General features: G+C 37.5%; 18 protein-coding genes. 6 read left to right on the forward strand and 12 right to left on the reverse strand.

Annotated elements, in window-relative coordinates:
* Positions 1-8: 8 nt before the first annotated feature.
* The 3 genes from JOD18_RS00315 to JOD18_RS00325 all read left to right on the forward strand — a co-directional run bounded on the left by JOD18_RS00315 (position 9) and on the right by JOD18_RS00325 (position 3,287).
* Positions 9-206: a YqgQ family protein gene (locus JOD18_RS00315; protein ID WP_204666888.1), complete on the forward strand. Its 198-nt coding sequence runs from the start codon at positions 9-11 to the stop codon at positions 204-206.
* Positions 207-211: 5 nt separating this feature from the next.
* Positions 212-1,171 carry an ROK family glucokinase gene (locus JOD18_RS00320; RefSeq protein ID WP_204666889.1) on the forward strand — a complete coding sequence of 320 codons (960 nt, stop codon included), beginning with the start codon at positions 212-214 and terminating at the stop codon, positions 1,169-1,171.
* Between the two features lie 199 nt (positions 1,172-1,370).
* Entirely contained in the window at positions 1,371-3,287 is a 1,917-nt protein-coding gene (locus JOD18_RS00325) for an LTA synthase family protein (protein ID WP_204666890.1), read from the forward strand.
* A gap of 185 nt (positions 3,288-3,472) precedes the next feature.
* Here the strand turns inward: JOD18_RS00325 and JOD18_RS00330 are convergent, their stop codons facing one another.
* On the reverse strand, positions 3,473-3,652 hold the full coding sequence (locus JOD18_RS00330; protein ID WP_204666891.1) for a DUF2759 family protein: 180 nt from the start codon (positions 3,650-3,652) through the stop codon (positions 3,473-3,475).
* A gap of 148 nt (positions 3,653-3,800) precedes the next feature.
* On the opposite strand from JOD18_RS00330, the gene JOD18_RS00335 reads away from it, so the two are divergent.
* Positions 3,801-4,418: an MBL fold metallo-hydrolase gene (locus JOD18_RS00335; RefSeq protein WP_204666892.1), complete on the forward strand. Its 618-nt coding sequence runs from the start codon at positions 3,801-3,803 to the stop codon at positions 4,416-4,418.
* A 105-nt stretch (positions 4,419-4,523) separates the two neighbouring features.
* On the opposite strand, the gene JOD18_RS00340 is transcribed toward JOD18_RS00335, so the two are convergent.
* The 8 genes from JOD18_RS00340 to comGA form a co-directional block, all read right to left on the reverse strand.
* Positions 4,524-4,766, reverse strand: coding sequence for a DUF2626 domain-containing protein (locus tag JOD18_RS00340; RefSeq protein WP_204666893.1), 243 nt, complete (start codon positions 4,764-4,766; stop codon positions 4,524-4,526).
* Positions 4,767-5,067: 301 nt separating this feature from the next.
* On the reverse strand, positions 5,068-5,409 hold the full coding sequence (locus JOD18_RS00345; RefSeq protein ID WP_204666894.1) for a hypothetical protein: 342 nt from the start codon (positions 5,407-5,409) through the stop codon (positions 5,068-5,070).
* Positions 5,390-5,842 carry a ComGF family competence protein gene (locus JOD18_RS00350; protein WP_204666895.1) on the reverse strand — a complete coding sequence of 151 codons (453 nt, stop codon included), beginning with the start codon at positions 5,840-5,842 and terminating at the stop codon, positions 5,390-5,392. Before JOD18_RS00350 ends, JOD18_RS00345 begins: the two co-directional genes overlap by 20 nt.
* Positions 5,790-6,134 (reverse strand): type II secretion system protein, encoded by a 345-nt coding sequence (locus JOD18_RS00355; RefSeq protein ID WP_204666896.1) that lies wholly within the window; start codon positions 6,132-6,134, stop codon positions 5,790-5,792. Before JOD18_RS00355 ends, JOD18_RS00350 begins: the two co-directional genes overlap by 53 nt.
* On the reverse strand, positions 6,121-6,561 hold the full coding sequence (gene comGD / locus JOD18_RS00360) for a competence type IV pilus minor pilin ComGD (protein WP_204666897.1): 441 nt from the start codon (positions 6,559-6,561) through the stop codon (positions 6,121-6,123). The genes JOD18_RS00355 and comGD overlap by 14 nt, the downstream gene beginning before the upstream one ends.
* Positions 6,558-6,860 carry a competence type IV pilus major pilin ComGC gene (gene comGC / locus JOD18_RS00365; RefSeq protein ID WP_204666898.1) on the reverse strand — a complete coding sequence of 101 codons (303 nt, stop codon included), beginning with the start codon at positions 6,858-6,860 and terminating at the stop codon, positions 6,558-6,560. The genes comGD and comGC overlap by 4 nt, the downstream gene beginning before the upstream one ends.
* 18 nt (positions 6,861-6,878) lie before the next feature.
* A complete protein-coding gene (gene comGB, locus JOD18_RS00370; protein WP_204666899.1) occupies positions 6,879-7,922 on the reverse strand; it encodes a competence type IV pilus assembly protein ComGB in 1,044 nt (347 codons plus the stop codon).
* Positions 7,900-8,886 (reverse strand): competence type IV pilus ATPase ComGA, encoded by a 987-nt coding sequence (comGA, locus tag JOD18_RS00375; RefSeq protein ID WP_204666900.1) that lies wholly within the window; start codon positions 8,884-8,886, stop codon positions 7,900-7,902. The genes comGB and comGA overlap by 23 nt, the downstream gene beginning before the upstream one ends.
* A 137-nt stretch (positions 8,887-9,023) precedes the next feature.
* On the opposite strand from comGA, the gene JOD18_RS00380 reads away from it, so the two are divergent.
* Both JOD18_RS00380 and JOD18_RS00385 read left to right on the forward strand, forming a co-directional pair.
* Positions 9,024-9,521, forward strand: a complete 498-nt coding sequence (locus JOD18_RS00380) for a shikimate kinase (protein WP_204666901.1) — start codon at positions 9,024-9,026, stop codon at positions 9,519-9,521.
* 46 nt (positions 9,522-9,567) lie between these two features.
* Positions 9,568-9,771 carry a YqzE family protein gene (locus JOD18_RS00385; RefSeq protein ID WP_204666902.1) on the forward strand — a complete coding sequence of 68 codons (204 nt, stop codon included), beginning with the start codon at positions 9,568-9,570 and terminating at the stop codon, positions 9,769-9,771.
* Between the two features lie 123 nt (positions 9,772-9,894).
* Here the strand turns inward: JOD18_RS00385 and JOD18_RS00390 are convergent, their stop codons facing one another.
* The 3 genes from JOD18_RS00390 to JOD18_RS00400 all read right to left on the reverse strand — a co-directional run bounded on the left by JOD18_RS00390 (position 9,895) and on the right by JOD18_RS00400 (position 13,374).
* The gene (locus JOD18_RS00390) at positions 9,895-10,674 is read right to left on the reverse strand and encodes a YqhG family protein (RefSeq protein ID WP_204666903.1); all 780 of its coding nucleotides are present in this window, start codon (positions 10,672-10,674) and stop codon (positions 9,895-9,897) included.
* Complete coding sequence (locus tag JOD18_RS00395) at positions 10,671-12,311, reverse strand: DEAD/DEAH box helicase (RefSeq protein WP_204666904.1); 1,641 nt, start codon at positions 12,309-12,311, stop codon at positions 10,671-10,673. The genes JOD18_RS00390 and JOD18_RS00395 overlap by 4 nt, the downstream gene beginning before the upstream one ends.
* A gap of 667 nt (positions 12,312-12,978) precedes the next feature.
* Positions 12,979-13,374, reverse strand: coding sequence for a rhodanese-like domain-containing protein (locus JOD18_RS00400; RefSeq protein WP_204666905.1), 396 nt, complete (start codon positions 13,372-13,374; stop codon positions 12,979-12,981).
* Positions 13,375-13,517 lie beyond the last annotated feature (143 nt).

The following is a 13,517-nucleotide window of genomic DNA, read 5'->3' on the forward strand; positions in this document are numbered from 1 at the left end:
GATAAGAAATGAAGGATATGTATGATGTACGAAAAATGCTTTTGCGGTTTGGCAGTGTCATTTACTCTGGTGACCGTACGGCAGATTTAGACTTAATGGAAGATGAATTACTTGAACTTTATCAAGTGAATATGATCACAAAAGAGGAATGGTTAACAGCCAAAATAGTTATTAACAAAGAAAGAGAAAAAATAGTTAAAGGGTGAGCCTGATGGAGAAGGATTTATTAATTGGAATTGACATTGGAGGCACGACAGTAAAAAATGCCATTATTACAAAACAAGGGGAATTAATTGCGAAGTGGGAGGTTAATACAGATTTATCGGACCAGGGTGTACGGGTGCCGGATGATGTATGGGCCTCTATAGAAAACAAATTAACAGAATTAGATATAAGTAAAGACCGCTTTTTTGGCATGGGAGTAGGTGCTCCAGGTTTCATCGAGCCAGAAACGGGTAAAGTAGCTATAGCAGTAAATATTGGATGGCAAGACTTTGCTCTGAAAGATATCTTGGAAAAGGTTTCTGGTCTGCCTGTTTATGTTGAAAATGATGCGAATATCGCAGCTTTAGGTGAGAATTGGATGGGATCAGGTAATCAAGTGGAGAATATGATTGCCGTTACATTGGGTACTGGCGTTGGAGGCGGTATTATTGCAAACGGTCAAGTAATAAGTGGTGCCAATGGTACTGGTGCAGAAATCGGTCATATCACAGTAGAGAAAGATGGAGCATATTGTAACTGTGGCAGATATGGCTGTCTGGAGACAGTAACTTCTGCCACAGGAATCGTCCGCCAAGCGCAAGAGTTAATGGAAGTGGGGAAAGCAGAACCATTGCAACAGCGTAAAGAACAAAATGGTGCTATAACCGCAAAAGATGTGTTTGAAGTAGCGGAAGCAGGCGATGCTGATTGCAAGGAGTTGTTATTACATGTTTGTGATGTGCTGGGGGCCACATTGGCGATGCTGGCAATTACTACCAACCCTGCTAAAATTGTTATCGGAGGTGGCGTTTCCAAGGCTGGAGATATTATCTTAGAACCTTTGAAAGAAGCCTTTGAGAAATACACATTACCACGAACAAATGAAGCATGTGATTTTGAAATAGCACAATTAGGAAATGATGCTGGAGTTTATGGCGGAGCATATTTAGTGTTGCAAAATAGTTAAAATATGTTAGAATCTTTAAGGTGTCGATTTATTTTTAAATTATTTAAAAATAAATGAAACATAAGTCTATTTTGATTCGTCTATATATAATATAAAGATAAACTAGATGAATAGCAGTTTTTCTTAATAGATTACTGACGGGAAAGCTGCCGTACTCTGATGTAGGGGTTAGGGACGAAATGTTTTGAGGAGGAAAAATATGTTTAAGAAGAAGCTGCAAATGCCTTTGTTTTTAATCGCAGCATTGTTGTTCGGAGCTAAGACATATATTGTATACCGATTTGTATTTAATATTTCACTGGAAAACAATATGCAAGAGTTTATACTTCTGATCAACCCATTTGTGACAGCATTGTTCTTTTTCTCATTAAGTTTGTTCTTTAATGAGCGAAGACAATTAAAATTTATTAAATATGGTATATTGATAGGTAGTTTAATCTTGTATTTCAACATTGTTTTCTACCGAAATTTTAGTGACTTTATTACCATTCCTGTGTTATTCCAAGGTAGTAATGTTGCTGACTTAGGAAGCAGTGTCCTTGATTTAATTAAATTCTGGGATATTACATTATTTGCTGACGTGATCATCATTTGGTTTATCGCAAAAAAATACGGCGACCAATTGGCAGTTAGCTTTTCTAAACGCTATAGAGGCTTGGTTATTACCATTTCTATTGCATGTCTAGTGGGGAACTATGTACTTGCAGAAATTGAACGACCTCAATTGTTACAAAGAACATTTGACCGAGAATATTTAGTAAAAAATATTGGCGTATTCAATTATCATATCTATGATGCGGTATTGCATTCGAAATCAAAGGCTCAGCGTGTATTTGCTGATGGTAATGAGCTGAATGATATTGCAGACTATATTAAGGAAGAGGCAACCATCCCAGGCAGCGAGGAAATGCATGGTATAGCAGAAGGGAAGAATGTTATTTTTATCTCTTTAGAATCTTTGCAAACCTTTGTTATTAACAATACAGTAAATGGGGAAGAGGTAACGCCTTTCTTAAATGATTTAATTGATGACAGTTATTATTTCGAGAATTTCTATCATCAAACAGAACAAGGTAAAACATCTGACTCCGAGTTTATTGTAGAGAATTCACTGTATCCTTCTCCAAGGGGAGCTGTTTACTTTACACATGGACAAAATGATTATCACGCCTTGCCAGAAATTTTGAATAATCAAGATTATTATACATCTGTATTCCATTCTAACAATAAAAGTTTTTGGAACCGAGATGTGATGTATGACAATATTGGCTATGATCATTTCTACGATGAGAATGCATTTGAGGTTACAGAAGAAAATTCTATTGGTTGGGGGTTAAAGGATAAAGATTTCTTTAAACAATCGATCAAATATTTAGAGCAAATAGACCAGCCGTTTTATGCGAAGTTTATCACGTTGACAAACCACTATCCATTTGATTTGGATGAAGAAGATGCAACGATTGATCAGTATGATTCTAATTCAAATACACTAAATAAATATTTCCAAACAGCACGTTATATGGATGAGGCTGTAGAAGAATTTTTTACGTATTTGAAGGAATCCGGCGTCTATGATGATTCTATTATTATTCTAATGGGAGACCACTATGGTATTAGTGATTTCCACAAGCGTGCTATGCTTCAATATTTAGATGAAGAAGAATATACTGATTATTTACATGTACAATTACAACGAGTTCCTTTTTACGTTCACATTCCTGGTCAAGAGGGTGGAGTTGTCTCTAAGGTTGCCGGACAAATTGATGTAAAACCAACTATCCTTAACTTAATTGGCCTGGATGCAGAAGAAGACTTATCATTTGGTACAGATCTGTTTAGCGATGAACGCAAAGACTTTATTGCCTTCCGTGACGGAAGCTTTATCACGGATGACTATGTCTACACGAAGTCACAATGTTTCAATCGAGAAACAGGTGAACTGATTGAACCTACACCAGAAGATGAGTTAGCGGATCCTGAAGATCCACAAACTGGTTGCGAACCAATGATTGAAAAAGTAGAACAGGAATTGAATTACTCGGATGAAATCATTTTTGGAGATCTATTCAGATTCTATGATTTCAAAGATGAACAAGCACAGAAAGAGGAAAAATAAATATAAAAAGGGATGAACAATCAAATCTGTTCATCCCTTTTATTATGTGGTTTCCGCTTCGAATTTAGTTTCTTACAGAGCTATCAATGGAAAACATGAGTCACATGAATAAGATTTTGTGCATAAAAAAAAGCCATACGGCTTTTTATTTAATGGGTAGGACACAAAAGCTACCCTTTTATCGATCAGTCTCCAAAGAAAGGGTGAATCAACTCCCAATACAAGGTTGCGATAGAGAAGAAACCAAATACAAGAGCTGAAATGGCAGCGAAGCCAGCTCCGAGCATATTTTGTGATTTGAACTCGCGAACAACAGCGATTACACACAAAACGGTTACAACCAGTATAATAAAACCTAATTCCATGATGTGCCCTCCTTACGTTACTAAAAGTAAATACTTTTTCATGATTACCTTTTACCATTATAATATGTATATAAAACTAATTCATAATTATTTTAAATGATAAGAGAGAATTTGTCTATCAAAACCTTACAAAGGAGTGTTAGTTTTTATGGAAATCAGACAATTATCATTAGGACCACTAGGCACTAATTGTTATATAGTGGCAAAAAAAAATAAAGCAGTTGTTATTGATCCTTCTGGAGAGCCAACAGCGATTATCAGAGCCTTACAAGAACTTCAGGTACAACCGCAAGCTATTCTGCTGACACATGCTCATTTTGATCATATAGTTGCTTTAGAGGAACTGAGAAGTCGATTTGAGATTCCGGTTTATCTGGATAAAGCAGAGAGAGGCTGGTTGGGTGACCCAGAACGAAATGGGTCTGCCTTATTCGGCATGGGAGAGGTAGCTGTTCGGGAAGCAGACCACTTTTTCTCTGAACCACAACTTAGCTTTGGTGATATCGTGATTTCTATTCGGAAGACACCAGGGCATTCACCAGGAGGAGTCTCGTTTATCTTTGAAGAAGGACGTTTTGTTGTGTCAGGCGACTGTTTATTTGCTGGAGGTATTGGGCGAACAGATTTATTTGGCGGAGACTTTGAACAGTTAGAAACAAGTATTAAGGAACAACTATACTCTCTGCCAGATGATTATATTGTTTACCCGGGACACGGACCAGAGACAACGATTAAGTCAGAACAAGACAGTAATCCATTTATATGATTCTAAAATAAGACTGCCAATAACAGAGCTTTTTACCTTTGTTAGTCCTGTGAAAAAAAAGAAACAAAAACGCTCTGGTCATAATTGACCAGAGCGTTTTTGTTTTTAGTGTCCGAATCCAGGAACAAGAATAAAGTTGGTGTAGAATGTAAATCCAATAAAGAAGATAGTACAGTAAGCTCCAAATAAATACATATACATTCTTTCCGATAACTTTAAGTATCCAACACCTAAGAAGAACACCGTTTGGGCTAGGAATAGATATGCCATTGTTTCCATATGTCCAACATAAAACATAACAGTAAAGATTGCTGTCCAAAAAGCAAGCATACGGAAGACCCGATCCATTGCTCCCCCTCCTTTTTAATCACTATGTATCCATTCTCACAACGCATTAAACCTTATAAAACTAAATGGCATAATGTGTCCTTGAAGAACAGATCATGCGATCATCTTATTCGTTAATGCATTGGAAAGTATCCATCAGTTTACACAAAGGCACTGACGGAAGTCTCTCCTTATTATAAACGACTCCACATCAAAAGTAAATTATTCTTCAGGAGGATGTTTAAAAAGTACAATAAAAATACATGGTGACTCTCTGCATTAGCTTACATATGCATGGAAGTCATTACAAATAGTTTGACCTTTATTCAATAAGATATACATAGGACAGGCGGGAAGCACCGGTATCTGTTTCTAATTCTAGTTGGTAAGTTGGATATGTTGAAATAGAGGACATTTGTGTAATAGTAATGGTTCCGTCAGGAAATAGGTAGTGATCGGAAGTGACAGGGGGATTGATTATCGTTAATTGATATCCCTTATGATAAAGCATCTCTAATTTATACTGTTCCTTATTCAATTGCTGCAGTTCTCTTTCTATCTGGTACTGGTTTATTTGATGAAACGTAATAAAGAGAAGCAAAAGAATAATTATGCTGGTTGTAGGAAATATATAACCGCCATTATTATTCCATTTTTTTCGCAAGTATTTTCTCAAAATATTCACCACTATTCGTATTTACCATTATGACAATATCTTTATCTCGTTCATCGACATGAAAGTCGCGAATATTTCTTAGTAATTCTTCATGCCCTGTATAATTGACTTGCCTGCGAATCTTCTGATTGACAAACGAGATACTAACGACATCGCCGGAGTGCTGTATAAAATGCAGCTGGTTATTATTTACTTGAACAGAGATTGATAACTGTAATTCAAATTCGATAAGGTGATGGAAGTGATATATTTGCAAACGCTGCTTGTTGTCTATTTGCTGCCATTGTCCTATTAATTGTGTCAGCCATGCTAATAAACCGATAAATAAAAGGAGGGATAACAGTACTTCTAACAAGATATACCCACGATTATTCCGGTAATAGTAAATATAGGCATTGTGTCGTTTGATCATCTTTTTCATTTAGCCAAGTCACACACCCTTTTAATAAATCTGAAGAATCAGTTATTTCAAGTGTCAATGGTTGGTTAGTGATCTCATGATAGGTCGTATATATGGGAAACTGCTTGGAGAGCCATGCCTCATGAAGCCTTTCAGACAGAAAATAGAGGGCATAATCTCTCTCAGTCAGGACTTTTTGTTCTAGAAGAACATGATACTGAAGGGGGAGCAGTGTGAAACAACTCCCTAAAAAAATTGAGATGGCAATTAAGGCTTCTAACATATAGAAGCCCGATTGCTTATCTTTTTTCACTATAACATCCTCCTTTTCCAAAAGGACACGTAATCGTCACAATGCTATGATTTGTTGTAATGCGCATAGCACCAGGTTTTCTAATGTTGCCAGTACGTGAGAATTCAATGATTCTGCCTAATGAGTTGGTTTGAATCTTCCATGTACTTGGCAGGTTTCGTTCGATCAAAATACGCCCCCATCCTTTTTGACGAATCGTATATTTGTTTTGCAGAGGGTTCATTTCTAGATAAACATTGTCTTTCTGTGTGAGTGATAATTGCTGCAGGTATAGAAGGTCTTGATGGAATTGTTGCTGAAAGCTTTGATATTGAATGGAGTCAAAACCTCTGAGGAGTAGAGAGCTGCTTATTATAAGCAGAAAGCTGATTATCGCTAAGGAAAAAAGAAGTTCCACTAATGTAAAGCCAGCTTGCTGATTTTTCATCGACTTAGAATTTTTAATTGATTATTATCAAAGCCAATATATTTACTGCCATTACTGCATTCAGTGGTTTCCAGATAGCCTTCTCTGACAAGTTCATCCAAGTTGGTTGGCTTTTTTCCTTGATCGATTTCATAAGCCAGCACTTGGTTCTCCGCCATCTGCAGTAAAGCTTCACAACCCTTGGTATTAATATTGTCACTTTTATTAGCTAGATTAGGAATGAATAAAATTAACAAAATACTGATTACGGCAAGGACGATTAACATTTCGATTAATGTGAACCCTTTTTCGTTACGCATAGAAAACCCTCCTTTAATTTATAGGCTGTTCATATAATCAAACATCGGAAGCATTAAAGCTAAATAAACAAATACAATAAATAATGCGAGCACGCTAAGTAAAAAAGGCTGTAAAAAGCCCATCCATTTCTTTACATAGTTCTCTAATGAGCGAATTAAATGTTCAGCATAAAGGTTTAAATCACTTTCTAACTGGGATTGATTACGATCTTTAGACATAATGTGACCTAATTGATCGGTTAATAATTGACATTGAGGTAAGATCGAGGTATAGCTGTATCCTTTGGCCAAGTGTTCACTGATCATAGCGGCATAGTAGGGGATGATATCTTCTTTATCTTCAGCTTTCATAATTTGCAGGCATTCATTAATAGTTAAACCGCTCGTAAGTAAGCTGGAGAGGTGGATGGCAAAAAGATAGGTCGTGTTCATTCGTTTATAATGTTTGTAAATAGGAAGATGGTTACATATATCAATTTTTCTTTCTAAAGGGAGAATCTGGCGAATGGAGTAACCACAAACCAACATTATACCGCTGAGAAGTATACATCCAATTATTCCGTAGAAAAGGAAATTGATGACTAATTCAGCACTGATAAACATAAATTGAACATTGGCGTTGTTGCCTATTAATTGGGCAAATGAGGGGAAAATCGAGGTTTTCATAAAAAACAAAATAACAATAAAGAAACTGAATAAAAGTAAAGGGTAACGCGATAATTTTTTTAGTTTGTCGATAAATTCTTTCCGTTGCTGAAGCAAGGTACAACAATGTTCCAATCCTTTAGCCAAATTATCATGCTGTAAGGCAAGTGTTAAAAATTGGATGACTTCTTTATTAAAGTGAACATTGGATAAACTTTCTACAAAGGTGTTCCCGTTCTGCAAGGACTGCTGTATCGAAGAGGCGACTGACTGATAGTTCTTATCCCACATGAGTATTTCTAAGACATCATTCAAACTGTAACCACTTTTAAATAGCTGTTGAAATCGATAAAGGATATAATGTTGATCATGCAGACTTAATGAGGTTCTGTTTCTATAGATGGCTCGTAAATCCATAAGCAAAGGCCTTTCTTTTTAGTTGTTGAAACGAAGTTTGACGAGACAATGGCTGTCGTGTTAAGACCTGTTGAATCTGTTCCTGATCAAGAAATTCCATGATTGCCCTTCGTTTATTGTGTTGATTAGAGGTGTCTAGCGATAGAAGTTGTATCGAAGCGACAGAAAGCAGGTTGTGTTCTAATTCAATTGAAGAAACCCCCATTTCTTCAAGCCTGTGAATCGTGCCGACAGCGTCCCTTGCATGTAAGGTAGATAGCACTAAATGTCCGGTGCTGGCAGCACGAAAAGCAAAATGAGCTGTTGGGGCATCCCTGATTTCCCCTACCATAATGATATCCGGATCATGACGCAAGGCGGCTTTGAGACCGGCATCATAAGTCATTCCCGCTTTGTCATTGATTTGAAGCTGCAAGATATTGGCGACCCTTTTTTCAATGGGGTCCTCTAATGTAATTGTTTGGTATTGCTTCTGTTCCATATAGGCTTTGATCAGGGCATACAGTAGTGTCGTTTTGCCAGTTCCAGTGGCTCCGGTTAGTAGAATTAACCCTGAGCGATAGGTTAGCCATTGATAAATTTGCTGTAATTGAAAAGGGAAAAGAAACAAATGGGGGAGGTCTTGCGTGTGCTGCTGCGGAAGAATTCGAATCGCCAAGCTCTCGTTGGTCGGAGTGGGTAGGATTGACAAACGCAAAGAGTAAGATTGGCCGTGATTTTCCAAGTAGATAGCACCTTGCTGAGGTTTCCTGCTTTCTCCAATGTCCATATTGCCGATGTATTTGTAATAAGAAAGTATCATCATATACTGTTGACAGGACAAGGAAGTATGGTATTGGCGATTTCCATTGCAACGAAAATAAATCGAGATTTTGTTGCGGTCAGGGACAAAGTGAATATCTGAAGCATGTGCATGAATCGCCGTATGAACAAGCTGATTAGAAAGGTCGGCAGCCTTTGACAAAATATATTTCACCTCCTATTTTTTCGTGGTACAATACATATATTCGACAGCCGATCCAATAATCCTGCAATCATTTTTAAATTTGCAAAAAAAATGGATTGGCCCGTTAACAAGATCATTATTAAAAGGAGGGCATTATGAAGAGTCTTTATTTAGTTGGGTTTATGGGAAGTGGAAAGACGAGCGTGGCCGCAGAACTCCATCATAAATTAGGCTGGCTGGTGGAAGATATGGATGCCTTAATCGAGCAAGCGTATCAAACAACGATCCCAGAAGTTTTTAAAGAGAAAGGGGAAGAAACCTTTCGGCAATATGAAACAGAAATATTGAAACAAACCACAAAAGAAAACACCATAGTCTCCACAGGTGGTGGTGTAATCCAGAAAGAGTACAACAGGAACTGGCTAAAAACGCACGGCAAGGTGATTTACCTATCCACATCTTGGGAAGAAATTAAGCGCAGGCTGGTTGACGATGAGAATCGTCCAATTTGGAATAACCAAGATCGTGATAAAGAGAGCTTGTTGGTGTCACGCCTTCCTTATTACATAGAGGTTGCCGATATTATTGTAGAAACAGATGGAAAAACAACAGAACAAATTGCAACTGAAATTATCTCACATCTCCATGAATAGCCGTTTGGATAATAGGTTAAGCTAATGGTAAAAAGGGTGAGAAGTTATGCCAAATAACGAGTATATTAAATATATGACACAGAGAGTGGTCAAGTATATTGATACACCTAAAGATCAGCGGAAGCAGTTAAAGCAAGAAAAAAAACAAGTGGAAGTTCCTTATTCTAATAAATGGTTTGGCATCCTGCCATTTGCTTTTCGATTAATGGTTATAGAACGGAAACGGAAAAGAAAAGACAGCACTTCATAAAAAAGATGAGACTTGCTTTTTTATGAAAAACATGGTTTATCACCACACCATTGAAGTCTGTATTAAAATCGTGCAAAAAATAATCGGAACTAATCCATAAACGGATCGGTTCCGATTATTTTATTAAAAATTGCTGCTTGTGCTATCAGTTAGATAAAACAATCCTGCATTGTGGACAGTGAGTTGAATCCGAGGGGAGAGACGTTCGCGAAGTTGTTGTTCTTCTTTGGCAAGTTGTTCTTCACGTTCTGCAAAAAAATACCTCAGAAGCTGCAATTCCTCTTCTAAAGAAGTATTAGCTTCTTGAATCCATTGATTATCTTGATCAAGCAGCTGATTTTCAACATATTGAAATACACGCTGGAAACCACTCTTTGGTTTAATTAAGGGGGAAATGGTATAACAATAATCCTCTATACGTCTGCCCCATGTGACAGTTGCTAAGCGATCCATCATTTGGGTAACGAGCTGTCCATTAATTAATTGAAGGCCGATAGAATGTAGCTGTTCTTTGGTTTGTTTGCCATAGTATTGAACCCGGACATTGACAAGGAGCCAAGGTAATAAGGCTTTTCTTTGTTCGCTAGTTGTTGTTTCGTATAAGACAGTAAATTTTGCGGTTTGGCCAAGATATTGAAAGATTTGCTGCAATCGCGGACTGCCATAGTGTATCCATTCTTTCTCTTTATTTTCCGGCTGTGTGCCTGTATCTAAATGCAAGGACATAGGTTCACCAGTTCTGCCGATCTTATCCATATAATGCCAATAAAAAGGGCGGTTCATTAATGCTTGATCTAGTTCGCGTGTCAGTTGAATAGATAACTCCGTTTGATTCACTTTGGTGACTTGACATTGCTTACTTGAGAAAAATTGATATAAAAATTCTTGCAGATTATCTATCATACTGACTGCTCCTCGTCTAGATCAACTTGCTGATAGGATTGAATCACTGCAGTCAAATTGTCCAGTTTGATTTTGGATTCACCGATAGACTGTGATTCATTAAAGATTTTCTCCATTTCTTTTTCAAAACTGTCTACCTTTAAATCACTTAATATTTTCTCCAAATCACCAATCACATATTCAAACAATTGAATTTTTTCATAGAGAAGATTCATAATATGTTCTTCTACTGTTTCTTTTAGGGCAAAATTGTAGATTTTTACATCGTTTTCTTGTCCAAACCGGTGTATTCTGCCAATGCGTTGTTCCAAACGCATCGGATTCCATGGTAGGTCATAATTAATCAGATGGTGACAAAACTGCAAATTAATCCCTTCTCCAGCGGCTTCTGTTGCAATCATTACTTGGGCATGTTGTTGGAAAAGCTGGCGCATCCAATCTTTTTTCCCTTTTTTAAATCCGCCGCGATAGATAACAGCTGGTATATTCTCTTGTTGCAGAAGCCATTGTAAATAAATTTGTGTTGCTCGATATTCGGTAAATACGATGACTTTGGAATCAATGGATTTGATTAGATCGACAAGCTTTAAGGCCTTGGAATGATGTGGCAGCTGTTCAATCAGTGTCAATAAATCGGTTGTTTCCATAAGATCTGGACGTTCTGACAGCCATTTTTTTAATGAGAGATAGCAAGCTTCGCGCGAACTGCAAAATTCTCTGATATAAGTCATAGCAGACACAGATTTACGTGATTTGAAAAAACGCTGTAAATTCTCGTAAACATGTTGTTCCTCTTCTTTTAATGAGACCCAGATGGTTTCGATTTGACGTTCTGTCCAGTGAACTCCTGTGTCAGCTCTTCTATTCCTTACCATAACTTTGCTAATTAATTGTTTGAGATAAGGATCATCTTCCAGCTGCTGATGTTTATATTGTTTGGTAAAATCCTCCAACGTTCCTAAGTAGCCCGGCTTTAACAAACTGACCAGATTAAAGATATCACTTAATTTATTTTGCACAGGGGTAGCGGTTAGCAATAAACAATACTTCTTCGCTAATTCCTGCACAAATTGAAAGTTTTTTGTTTTATGATTTTTAAGTTTGTGAGCCTCATCTACAATGACGAGGTCGTAGTTTTGTTCCAATATCGCCTGACGGTGTCGAGCCGATTTGGCGGTATCCAAAGTAGTAATAATAATATTGGTATGTTTCCAGTCTACTCTTTTACCGGAAGGATAAGCCGGAATAAGGAATTTTTGGTTTAATTCGATTGCCCACTGGTTAACAAGTGAAGCAGGTACTAAAATAAGGATTTTTTGCGCTAATCCTCGTAGCATGTATTCTTTAAGAATAAGTCCTGCCTCAATGGTTTTACCTAAACCAACTTCATCCGCCAATAAAGCCCGGCCATTCATTGTTTGAACGACTGTCTCAGCGCATTGCAGCTGGTGAGGCAGAAATGACATATGAGGTAGAAAGAACGGCGCCCTTAGTTCCGTGAAACTAGGGATTTTCATGGTCTCTGCCATTTGATAGGATTGTTGGAATAGCTGCCAATCCACCAAGTGAGAGGGCTCAGCTAATGAGTCTTCAAAATTAGTCATAAAATCATTATCACGTTCTATGGGGATTTTCATGTTTTTCCAATCCTGCCTTCCATCATAATAGTGCGTGTTCAAAAGTTCGATAAAAAGGACATCATTGGTTAAGTTCGCAACATCATAATGCAACACCGATACTAGCATGTCGTGTGCGTCGGCAGGCTAAAGTCATGAGCCATGCCATGACTTTAGCCTGCACTAGTACGTTCTGTACGTTGAAGTTCAAAGCGGCGCGCGCCTTGAGCCATGGAACGTATAATTTGCATACGTGAGTAGCAGATTTGCACAGGAAGTGTTGACTTCTACGTTACCCACACGATGTGGGTGATCGGAGAAGTTCCTCTATCACCAACGCCGAAATTCGCCTTATCATTTTTATTGGACTTTTTGAACAACCTCTAATACTATCTATTCTTTGCGGAAAGAAATTGTCTTATACATACTTCAAAGTAGAAATTGGAACATGTTGTTTTTGCTGAATGAAAAGAATGACTGATTGGAGAAAGTGACCGGGTTTCATATGTGTAGAAAAGGATTGTATTTGCAGAAAAGAATCGGGGGCCTATCCTTTTATGGATCTGCCCTCGATTCTCGGCTTACTCTATGCTTGTAAAGTGACTATTTTACTTAGGTAAATGGATGAAGAATTACCTTGGCACCTCAATCAGATTAAGGGTATTTTCTTTATCCGTTTATTTATGGCTTAATACTCTATTTTTTTGGTTTTTTTGATTTTACCTGTCCATTTTTTATAACCGCCTTGCAAGTGGTAAAGTTGTTTGTAGCCTTGCTTGTTCAACAAAAGGGCAGCCCGCATAGAACGTGAACCGCTTTGACAATATAAATAAACAGGCTGGTCTTTACGCAATTCGGTTAGGCGTTGTTTTAGCTGTGTGAGTGGAATATTCCTTGCCCCAAGGATATGACCCCCATCGAATTCTTTCGGTTCGCGGACATCAATCAATTGAGCTTTGCGATACCCTTCACGAAATTCATCTTGAGAAAGGGCCTTAAGAATTCGTTTTTGTTTGAAGTAACGATATACAGCAAACAAAAGAAAGACTACCAATATCCCAAGTAAAATGTATAATTCTACCATACTTAATCCCCCATTTTTCTATTAAAACCTCTAAAAAGGATTATACCATTTATTAGCCGTAAATACAGAGAAAAAAATCAAGAATTTCGAATAAGTTGTGTCTTTAATCAATGATCAGTGCAGTAATAAGGGTAGATGTCTTG

It is taken from the genome of Gracilibacillus alcaliphilus, assembly GCF_016909015.1.
In the GTDB taxonomy this organism is placed as follows: Bacteria; Bacillota; Bacilli; order Bacillales; family Amphibacillaceae; genus Gracilibacillus; species Gracilibacillus alcaliphilus.